The 10,231-nt window shown below is 62.0% G+C and carries 5 protein-coding genes; 4 read left to right on the plus strand and 1 reads right to left on the minus strand.

The window, feature by feature from the left end:
- Together ABSG20_RS20570 and ABSG20_RS20575 are read left to right on the plus strand one after the other, a co-directional pair.
- Window positions 1-3,552: beta strand repeat-containing protein (locus ABSG20_RS20570; RefSeq protein WP_490338332.1), on the plus strand; the 3,552-nt coding region annotated here is incomplete at its 5' end.
- Window positions 3,553-3,597: 45 nt separating this feature from the next.
- On the plus strand, window positions 3,598-5,832 hold the full coding sequence (locus ABSG20_RS20575) for a CHASE2 domain-containing protein (RefSeq protein ID WP_423866352.1): 2,235 nt from the start codon (window positions 3,598-3,600) through the stop codon (window positions 5,830-5,832).
- A 7-nt stretch (window positions 5,833-5,839) separates the two neighbouring features.
- Here ABSG20_RS20575 and ABSG20_RS20580 read toward each other — a convergent pair whose 3' ends face one another.
- Complete coding sequence (locus tag ABSG20_RS20580) at window positions 5,840-7,447, minus strand: ABC transporter substrate-binding protein (protein WP_423866353.1); 1,608 nt, start codon at window positions 7,445-7,447, stop codon at window positions 5,840-5,842.
- Window positions 7,448-7,716: 269 nt separating this feature from the next.
- On the opposite strand from ABSG20_RS20580, the gene ABSG20_RS20585 reads away from it, so the two are divergent.
- Window positions 7,717-9,339 (plus strand): ABC transporter substrate-binding protein, encoded by a 1,623-nt coding sequence (locus tag ABSG20_RS20585; RefSeq protein ID WP_423866355.1) that lies wholly within the window; start codon window positions 7,717-7,719, stop codon window positions 9,337-9,339.
- A 224-nt stretch (window positions 9,340-9,563) separates the two neighbouring features.
- On the plus strand, window positions 9,564-10,231 hold a 668-nt coding region (locus ABSG20_RS20590; RefSeq protein WP_423866354.1), incomplete at its 3' end, for an ABC transporter permease.

The following is a 10,231-nucleotide window of genomic DNA, read 5'->3' on the forward strand; positions in this document are numbered from 1 at the left end:
TTTTCGCCCGCCATCAACAATGGTGCCTTTGCGGTTGGATCGGGCGGCCATCTGACGATTTCGGGAAATCTGGCCGGCACCGGCAGCCTCACCATCGATGATGGCGGCACGCTGGAAGTCGCGGGAACCCTATCCGACACCGTGAGCTTTGCCGTGGACGCCATGGGCATCCTTCTGCTCGACAATGGCAGCAGCTTCACCGGAACGCTTGCCGGACTGGCACTCGGCGACGCTATCGATTTCGCCGATGCCACCATCACCAGCGCCGTCGTCGACGGCGATGTCCTGACCGTCACGCTGGGCAACGGACAAACCGATACCATCACGCTTGCCGGACCGTTGCCCGAAGGCGATACGCTGCAGGTCCAGCTTGACGGCAATGGCGGCGAAGAGCTCGTGGTCGTTACCGGGACATCAGGCAACCTGAAGATCGAGGCTGGTCAAACGCTGACGCTCAACGGCGTCACCATCGACGGCGGCAGCGTGCTCAACAACGGCACCATCGTGGTCGACGGCGCAACGACCTATATCACCGGCGCCATCTCCGGAAGTGGCGCGTTGACCATCGAGGGCCAGGGGGCGCTGGAGATCGCGGCCGCCAACGGCCAAACCGTTGCCTTCGCCGGAACGGGCGGCACCCTGGAAATCGATTCGACCGTGAGCGGCGGCCCGGTTGCCGGCATCTCGGCAAATTCGACAGGTGCCGCGGGCATGTCCATTACCGGCGCTGGCGACGTCTCGTCGTTGGCCGCTGACGCGCTCGATGCGGTGTCCGCCGCGGGAAGCATCACGCTCGATCTCAGCGGAAGCCTCACGGGCGCGTTGGCTGGATTGACAGCGATCCAGAACGGCGACGGCGATATCGACATCGCCACTGACGGTGCCGTGGTCGGGCAGGCCGGCGATGGCATCCTCGCCGACCAGAACGCGAGCGCGAGCGGAAATATCCTGATCAATGGCAGTGGCGATGTCACCGGTACCGGGTCATCCTATTCCGGCATTCTGGCCGAAATTCTTAATCCAACGGCCTGCAACGACATCCAGGTCCTGCAAACCGCAGACATCGCCGGCGGGTATGACGGTATCTTGGCAATAACATTCGGCCAGGGAAATATCGTCATCACCACCGGCGCCAACGCCGACATCACCGGCGCCAATCATGATGCGATCGATGCCGTATCCGCCGGCAGCGGCGACATCACGGTGACAACCGCTGCCGGCGATGTCCTGCACTCCCAAAGCAGCGGCATCACGGCTATCAATGATGCCACCACGATCGATCCATGGGCTGCGAGCACGATTTCGGTGACCGCCTACGGCACCATCTATTCCGGCACGGCCTTGACCGACAGCGGAAAACGTCCAGCCGGCGTGCTTACCAGCTACCAGGGCGCGGCACTGCCGACGCTGCCTGCGTTCAATCCGGACGTATTCGGCGATGTGTCGATCTACAGCTTTGCAACCATCATCGCCGCGGCGGGAGACGGACTTCGGGCTTCGAACTATGGCATCGGCGATGTCACCATTACCGACGAGGCGGGCACCAGCATCAGCGCGACCGGCCAGTACGGGATCAGCGCCACCAATTACGGCCCCGGCAACATCACGGTCACGATGAAGCCGGCGACGGATGGGGCGAGCGCTCCGACCATCCTGTCCGGCGGATCCGGCATCGAAGCCGCCAACGAGGCGACGGCAATTTCGGCCGAAGCCGACAGCACCATCCGCGTGACGGCGACGGGCACCATCCACTTCGGAACGGTTGCCAACGTGCAGTCGGGGTCGCCGGCCGATGGTATCGTGGCCGGCTATTACCCACTGGAGACGATGCCAGAGACCACCAACACGTCGGTTTGTGGCGACGTCATGGTCGACAATTTTGCGGAGATCGCGCCAGCGGCCGGAAACGGCGCCGGCAGCAATGCGGGTATCGACGCCTACACCTACGGCAACGGCAACGTCACCGTCACCGACGAAACTGGCGCCAATGTCAGCGGCTATGTCTATGGCATCATCGCCTCGACCCATGAAGGTCTCACCGGCGACGTCTCGGTCATCGTCGAGGAGAACGTTACCATCTCGTCCGTGACCAGCTACGGCATCTTCGCCGAGGATAGCGATACCGTGGAAGGCAATGTCAGGGTCACGATGAATTCTGCCGGCGGCGAGATGATCGCGTCCGGCGGGTCAGGCATCCTGGCTCTCAATGACGCGGCCACGACGTCGCACACCAGCGAAGTAGACGTGCTGGCCCATGGAACGATCCTTTCCGGTGCCGCCCTCAACGGCGACGGCTCTCCCGCGGCCGGCATCCTTGCGGGCTACGATTACAACGGAACGGTCGATCCTGACGCGCATGGCAGCGTCACCATCGACGACTACGCCTCGATCACCGCGGCCGCCGGCACCGATGGCATACGCGGCTTCAACTACGGCACCGGCGATATCGCGATCACGGTCGAAGCCGGGGCTGTCATCGACGGTCCGCGTTTCGGGGTTGGCGCGTTCGGACACGATGGCGGCGACATCACCGTTACCAATGATGGCTCGGTGACCGGCGGCACGGATGCGATCGATGCTGCCTCCACCGGAGACGGTACCGCCACGATCCACAATTACGGTCATTTGACCGGCAATGTCGCCGCTTACAATGCGACCTTTGTCAACGAGCTGCATGGCGACTGGTCGATCGACGGGAGCAGCGACTTCACCGGCGCCAGCACGCTGGCGAACTGCGGAACCATCGAAAGCAACGGTACGTCGGTCGTTTCCGGACTTTCCTGCATCGCCAACAGCGGCTCAATCGAGGTGGAGACCGGAAGCCTCGATTTAAGTGCTCCGGTCTCGGGAACGGGCACGTTGACGATTGACGCCGGATCGACCCTGGAACTGGCATCTGAAGTCTCGTCCGGTCAGACCGTGACGTTCAGCGCCACCACTGGTACGCTGAAGCTCGATCAGGCCCAGAACTTCCACGGTACCGTCTCAGGCCTCGGCACGCAGGATGGAACGCAGGCGCATTCCGACCAGATCGACCTCGTCAATATCAATCACGACTCCGCCGACTTCAGCGAACAATACGACGCCCTGACCGATACGCTGACCGTGAGCGACGGCACCAACACTGCCGATATTCATTTGACGGGCAGCTACACCGACGCCAACTTCTATTTTGTCGACGACGGCAATCCGGTCGGCGGCGTGAACGGCACCAGCGGCACGATTGTCTACGATCCGCCGGTTTTGTCGTCGCCACCCGCCCAGGCTGCGAATGGCGCAAACCTCGGCATCGGCGCCAGCGCCGCCAACGATGTCTTCGTGTTCGCGCCGTCCTCTTCGGGACCCGCCGCGCAGCACACGATCACGGACTTTGTCGCGGGCCTGGACAAGATCGACGTCAGTCAATTCAGCACCATTTTGGCTTTTGCCAACTTGAACGAAACCCAGCACGGCGCGGACACGCTGCTCACGATCGATAGCCACGACACCTTGTTGCTGAAGAACGTCACGGCCGCGAGCCTGCATGCCAGCGATTTCATCTTTCACGCCTAGTCACCCGTTGTTCGAAAGATGGCCTCAACCGGATACCCGGGCAGCATGAAGCGGCTGAAGATATTGCGCAGGTGGTTTGCGCGGAAATTCGGGTTTGCGCGGCTGTTGTGCCTTGCGCTCCTGATCGGTCTCGCGGCGCTACGCATCGCCGATCCCGCGCCGATCGAGGAACTTCGTATCCGGACCTTCGACGCCTTCCAGGTGATCGAACCCCGCGTCAAAACCGTCAGGCCCGTCACCATCGTCGATATCGACGACAAGAGCCTCGCCAAATTCGGCCAGTGGCCATGGTCGCGCAACCAGGTCGCGGACATGATCATCAACCTGACCCAGCTTGGCGCGGTCGTGGTCGCCTTCGACATCGTGTTCTCGGAGCCCGACCGGCTCAATCCCGACGCCGTGGCCTCGACGATGCGCTACCTCGATGAGGTCACCCGCAGCAGATTGCGGGCGCTGCCGAGCAATGATCAGATTCTGGCGGATGCGATCAAGCGCTCGCGCGTGGTACTAGGCGAGACCGGGCTTGCCCAGGTTGTCGCGGATCTCGACCAGACGCTGCCGCTGACCGGCATCGCCTCGCTCGGCGCCGATGTCGAGCCCGGAACCTTCATCTATGATTGGCCCGGCCTGTTGCGCAATGTTCGCGTGCTTGAAGAGGCGGCGGCCGGCCGCGGCCTGATCAGCATCCACACTGATCGCGATGGCATCTTGCGGCGGGTGCCCATTCTGATGATGGCGCAGGGCCATCCGATGCCGTCGCTGACTCTTGAAATCCTGCGACTGGTCACGTCGACCCCGACCATCCTAGTCAAGATGGAAACGGCCGGTATCAAAAGCATCGGTGTCAGGGGGCTGGAGATCCCGACCGATCTCAAGGGCCGGCTGTGGATTCATTTCGCCAAGCATGATCCCGACGGCTTCGTGTCCGCCAGCGATGTGCTCGATGGCAGCGTCCCCCCCGGGAAGATCGCCGGCAAGCTGGTGCTGATCGGCACCTCGGCGGCGGCGCTGAACGACCTCAGGACCACGCCGGTGTCGGCGACCATGCCGGGCGTCGAGGCCCACGCCCAGGTGCTCGAGGCCGCGCTGACCAAGAGCCTGCTGTCGCAACCTTTTTATGGACCGGCGCTGGAATATGGCGCGGCCTTGCTGCTCGGACTTCTGGTGATCGCGTTCGCGCCGTCACTCGGGCCGATCAGCCTGGTTGCCGTCGGCGCGCTGTTCGCATCGCTGCTGATCGGGTCCTCCTGGTATTTTTACACCCGGCAGCAGCTGCTGATTGATTTTACCTATCCGCTGCTGTCGACCACGGTGATCTATCTGACGCTGATTTTCACCAGTTTCGTCCGCGAGCAGGCGCAGCGGCGGCAGATCCGCTCCGCCTTCAGCCAGTATCTGTCGCCGGCTTTGATCGAACAGCTGGCGCAGTCCCCGGAAAAACTCGTGCTCGGCGGGGAGGAGCGCGAGATGACCATCATGTTCTCGGATGTCAGGGGCTTCACCACCATTTCGGAATCCTACAAGCGCGATCCGCAGGGCCTGACGACGCTGATGAACCGCTTCCTGACGCCGCTGACCAACGCGATCCTGGCGCGCAAGGGCACCATCGACAAATACATGGGTGACGCCATCATGGCGTTCTGGAATGCGCCACTGGTCGACCACGACCATCAGCTCAACGCCTGTGAAGCCGCGCTCGACATGCTGGAGCGGATCGATGTGCTGAACCAGCAGCGTGAGATCGAGGCGAAGATGGCCGGTCAAGCCTTCATCCCGATCCATGTCGGCATCGGCTTGAATACCGGGATCTGCGTCGTCGGCAATATGGGTTCGGATCTGCGCTTCGACTATTCGGTGCTGGGCGATAGCGTCAATCTGGCTTCCCGGCTGGAAGGACAATCCAAGCAATACGGCTTCCCGATCATCGTCGGCTCCAAAACGGCGATGGCGGTCAAGGACAAACTTGCGATCCTCGAACTCGATTTCATCATGGTCAAGGGCAAGAACGAGCCCGAGGTCATCTATGCCATTGCCGGACGCGAGGATACGGCGCAGTCCGAGAGCTTCCAGCGGCTGCGCAACCTGACCATCGAGATGCTGGCGTGTTACCGCAGCCGCGACTGGGAAGGCGCGCTGGATGCGATCGAGCGCGGCCGCCGCAGCGAAGACGGCCACGCGCTGCAATCTCTGTACAGCCTGTACGAGGCGCGCATTCTCGACCATCGAGAAGCCCCGCCGCCGCAAGACTGGAACGGCGCCTTCGCGCTGTTGACGAAATAGCCAGGCCTTATTCCACGCCGATGGTCGTCAGATCCTGAAACCAGTGCTGCGCCTGCACGAATTGCTTGATCCTGGGCGATAGCGCATGCGGGTTGGTGTCGTGCACCACCCACACCAACGCGGCGTCATCAACGATCAGCGAATGCGCCTGCGCGATCAGCTCGTCCTGCTTTGCCGTCTCGAAAGTCTGCTTGGCCTCGTTGATCAGCGCGTCAACCTTGGGGTTCTTGTAGCCGCCCCAGTTGACCCCGACCGGTGCCACCTGATCGGAGGCGAAGAAGCGGACGATGGCGTAAAGCGGGTCCGAAGTCACGTAGGCGATGTTGTTGGCGGTGATGCCGGCATTCATTTCGTCGGCCGCGCCCTTGCGCCAGTGCGTATACAGCGTCTCCAGTTCGACCACCTTGAAGTCGATATCGACGCCGATCTCCTTGAAGCTCTGCTGCAGAAATTCGTTCATCGGCAGCGACAGCATCTGCCCGGTGCCGCCCTGCGCGATGATGAACGTCGTCTTCAGCGGATGTTCTTTTGAATAGCCGGCTTCCTCGACCAGCTTCCTGGCGGCGGCAGGATCGTATTTGATGTCGAAGGTCGGCTTGCCGAACCATGGGCTCGAAGGATCGACCTGGCCCTTGGCGGGCTTTGCCAGTCCGTTCATCAGCCCGACCACCGCGTCGCGATCGATCGCGAGATTGAGCGCCTTGCGCAAGCGGATGTCGGTCCAGGGCGAGCCCGGCAGCACGCTGAGATGATAGTTCCAGACATGCGGGGTGATGTTATCGACGATCCGCATCCCCGCGGATTTGAGCTGCGGCACCGCATCGGGCGCCGGGGTTTCGATCAGGTCGACTTGTCCGGCCAAAAGCGCGTTGGTCCGGGTCAGGGCTTCCGGCATCGGAATCAGCACGAGCTTGTCGACTTTTGGGATCCGCTTCTTGTTCCAGTAGTCCGGGTTCTTCGAAAGTTCGGCGAGTTCGCGCGGCACCAGCTTTGTCAGTTTGAACGGCCCGGTGCCGGAAGGCTGGCTGGCAAATTTGTCCCAGTCGCGGCCGAGCTTTTCGTATTGCGCGGGGCTCGAGATCAGGAACCAGAGCATCTGATAGGGGAAGAACGAGTCGACTGTTTTGGTGGTAATCTCGACCGTGGAGTCGTCGATCTCGGCGTAGCTCGCAACCGACGGCAGCCGGGTCTTGACCTGCGCGCTCTGGCGCTTGTCGAATTGCGGCGCCTTGTCGTTCAACACCTTGTCCAGGTTCCAGATCACTGCATCGGCGTTGAAGTCGCTGCCGTCGTGGAATTTGACGCCTCTGCGAAGTGTGAAGCGCCACTTGGTTTTGTCCTTGTCGTCGACCTTCCATGCGGTGGCAAGGCCGGGCACCAGTTTCCCCGGCCGATCCGACACATCCATTTCCCAGGCGACCAGCGGATCGTAGATCGTATAGGCGGTGAACTGATAGGCGCCGGCACCGCGATCCGGCTGGCCCGTCGTCAAGGGAATGTCGGCCATCGAGATGCCGTACCGCACCACCGTTTCCGCCCGCGCCGGGAGCGCCGTCAGGCCAGCGCTGACAGCGATAGCAATGGCCGCAAGAAGGATCGAAATTCGCGCGCGCATGCAAGCTCCTGTTGGCCGGGCAAACGTTCCCAATTAACGTTCACAATTGACGCTCACGGCTTGCAAGCGCGATGCCAGATTAGGCATCTGCATCGATTCTTGATGGCAGCCTCAAGAAGTTGAAACCCCAATCACAATTCGAAGTGGCCGTCGCTATTGGCACGGCCGTTGCATAATACTGCATAAGAAATAGTCATCGAAGGTCGAGAAGGGATGCCGCTCTGATGCGTACCGAAAAGGCTGAAAAATACCGGACATTTGCCGCGGCGATGCTGCTGGCGATTGCCTCGCTCGTGGCCCTGCCGCAGAAAGCCGGCGCCGAAACGGTCCTACGCATCGGCATGACCGCGGCGGACATTCCGCGCACGCTGGGCCAACCCGATCAGGGTTTTGAGGGCAACCGCTTCACCGGCCTTACGATGTATGACGCGCTGACGATGTGGGATCTGTCCTCGGCCGACAAGGCCAGCGTCGTCATCCCCGGTCTTGCGACCGAATGGAAAGTCGATGAGAGCGACAAGAAGAAGTGGACGTTCAAGCTGCGCGCGGGCGTGAAATTCCACGACGGCTCCCCCTTCACCGCCGACGCGGTGGTCTGGAACGTCGAGAAAGTGCTCAAGCAGGATGCGCCGCAGTACGATCCGAGCCAGGTCGGTGTCACCGCCTCGCGCATGCCGACCTTGCTCTCGGCCCGCAAGATCGACGACCTGACGGTGGAATTGACCACCAGGGAACCGGACAGCTTTCTGCCGATCAATCTCACCAACTTGTTCATGGCGAGCCCTTCGAAATGGCAGAAGTTCTATGACGCCGCCGCAGGCTCGGATGCCAAGGCGAAATCGCAAGCGGCCTGGGCGGCGTTCGCCAAGGACGCCTCGGGCACGGGCCCATGGAAAATGTCGAATTTCACGCCGCGCGAGCGGCTTGAGCTGGTCAAAAACGAAGATTACTGGGACAAGTCCCGCGTCCCCAGGGTCGACAGGATGCTGCTGCTGCCGATGCCCGAGGCCAATGCGCGCACCGCCGCATTGCTCTCCGGCCAGGTCGACTGGGTCGAAGCGCCGGCGCCGGATGCGGTCGCCGAAATCAAGCAGCGCGGTTTCGTGTTGCAGACCAACGAGGAACCGCATGTCTGGCCCTGGCAGTTCTCGCGCGTGGAAGGCTCGCCCTGGAACGACATCCGGGTCCGCAAGGCCGCCAATCTCTGCGTCGATCGCGAGGGCCTCAGGGACGGTTTGCTCGCCGGCCTGATGGTGCCGGCCACGGGCACCTTCGAGCCGGGGCATCCCTGGCGCGGCAACCCGACCTTCCAGATCAAGTATGACAAACCCGCCGCGCAGAAACTGATGCAGGAGGCCGGATTTGGTCCGAACAAGAAATTGACGGTCAAGGTCCAGACCTCGGCGTCAGGCTCCGGCCAGATGCTGCCGTTGCCGATGAACGAATATCTGCAGCAGGCGCTGGCCGAATGCTATTTCGACGTCCAGCTTGACGTCATCGAATGGAATACGCTGTTCACCAACTGGCGGCGCGGTGCCAAGGATCCGTCCGCCAATGGCGCCAATGCCACCAACGTCACTTACGCGGCGATGGATCCGTTCTTCGCCATGGTACGCTTCCTGCAATCCTCGATGGCGCCGCCGGTGTCGAACAATTGGGGTTTTATCAATGATCCCAGGTTCGATGCACTGGTCACCAAGGCGCGGCAGACCTTCGATCCGGCCGCGCGCGACGCGGCGCTGGCCGAACTGCACGCGGCCTCGGTCGACGACGCGGCGTTCCTCTATGTCGCGCACGATGTCGGGCCCCGCGCGATGAGCCCGAAGATCAAGGGATTTGTGCAGCCAAAGAGCTGGTTCGTGGATTTCTCGCCGATTTCCATGACGCCGTGATCGTAGCGCGGAGATGATAACGCAGCCAAGGGTTCAACCGTCATGGCCGGGCAGAAGCGCGTCTTCGCGCTGGATGTCCCGGCCATCCACGTCTTGGCCACGAGCACAAAAAGACGTGGATGGCCGGGACAAGCCCGGGCATGACGAAACGAAAGAGCTAAAGAGCTGCAGTAGGCGTCTAAAGCGCTCGTGAGTAAATCGAGCTGACCAATCTTGGGTGATCTGTGTTCGTCTATATCCTGCGCCGCATCGTTTATGTGATTCCGATCGTCATCAGCGTCGCGCTGGTGTGTTTTCTATTGGTGCACATCACGCCCGGCGACCCGCTGGACGCGATTCTGCCGGCGGATGCCTCGCAGGAACTCGCCAATCAGCTGCGCGTCGCCTACGGCTTCGATCGTCCACTGCCGGTCCAGTTCGGACTCTGGCTGTGGAAGGCGGTCAATGGCGATCTCGGTCATTCCATCGCGACCGGTCGCCCGGTGCTGAGCGAAGTGATGCGCGCGGTCGGCAACACCGTGACCCTGGCGATCGCGGCCGCGTTGATCGGATTTACGCTGGGATTGTTCTTCGGTCTGATCGCTGGCTATTTCCGCGACACCTGGATCGACAAGGTGGCGACCTCGATTGCGATCGCGGGCGTCTCGGTGCCGCATTACTGGCTCGGGATGGTGCTGGTGATCATCTTCTCGGTGCAGCTCAACTGGCTGCCCGCCGTGGGTGCCGGCCCCGGCGGCTCCGGCGCCTGGGGGTGGGACTGGGAACACATCCGTTACCTGATCCTGCCCGCGGTCACCACGTCGGTGATTCCGATGGGGATTGTGACCCGCACGGTGCGGGCGCTGACCGGCGATATCCTGAGCCAGGATTTCGTCGAGGCCCTGCGTGCCAA

Origin of the sequence: Bradyrhizobium sp. (assembly GCF_049512235.1) — a bacterium.
Lineage (GTDB): Bacteria > Pseudomonadota > Alphaproteobacteria > Rhizobiales > Xanthobacteraceae > Bradyrhizobium.